Annotated in this window: 1 protein-coding gene; it reads left to right on the forward strand. The window is 62.9% G+C overall.

Translation table 11 applies throughout. The annotated features are described in order from the left end of the window. Positions 1–808, forward strand: an 808-nt coding sequence (araH, locus tag FUT88_RS25880; RefSeq protein WP_147219307.1) for an L-arabinose ABC transporter permease AraH, incomplete at its 5' end; no start/stop codon positions are given. Positions 809–843 lie beyond the last annotated feature (35 nt).

The raw sequence follows: 843 nt of genomic DNA on the forward strand, positions 1-843 counted from the left end.
CCTGATCGGCTCCATTTCCGTCACGATGATGTTCGTCCTCGCACTCGGCGAGGTGGACTTGTCCGTCGCCTCCATCGTCGCCTTCGCGGGCGTGGTGGCATCGACGCTCATCACCGCAACGCACAGCGTGGCGCTTGGTGTCGGAGCCGGCGTGCTGGCAGGCGGCCTGGTCGGGCTCGTCAACGGCGTGCTGGTGGCGCGCTACCAGATCAACTCGCTGATCGTCACGCTGGCCATGATGGAAGTCGTGCGCGGCCTCGCCTTCATCACCTCCAACGGCGACGCGGTCATGATTTCCGAAGAGAGCTTCTTCGACCTGGGCGGCGGATCCTTCCTCGGTATTTCATACCCGATCTGGAGCAACATCGTTGGTTTCGCACTGTTCGGCTTCCTGCTCAAGAAGACGGTGTTCGGTAAGAACGTCCTTGCCGTCGGCGGCAATGAAGAAGCCGCGCTGCTTGCCGGCCTGCCTGTCACACGCATCAAGATCGCCGTGTTCGTCCTGCAGGGCCTGGTGACGGGCTTTGCCGGCGTGATGCTGGCCTCGCGCATGAGTCTGGGCGATCCGAAAACGTCCGTCGGGCTTGAGCTGGGCGTGATCTCGGCCTGCGTGCTGGGCGGAGTGTCGCTCACGGGCGGGGTCGCAACCGTGTCCGGCGTGCTGGTCGGCGTTCTGATCATGGGGTCGGTGCAGAACGCAATGAGCCTGATGAACGTGCCGACGTTCTATCAGTACCTGATCCGCGGCGGCATTCTGCTGCTGGCGGTGTGGTTTGATCGGATTCGCCGCAACAAGCGGGCAAGCTGACACGCCACTCGGCTTTTACACGGCAACAAAAAGCC

The sequence above is a fragment of the Ralstonia sp. TCR112 genome (assembly GCF_007997035.1).
In the GTDB taxonomy this organism is placed as follows: domain Bacteria; phylum Pseudomonadota; class Gammaproteobacteria; order Burkholderiales; family Burkholderiaceae; genus Ralstonia; species Ralstonia edaphi.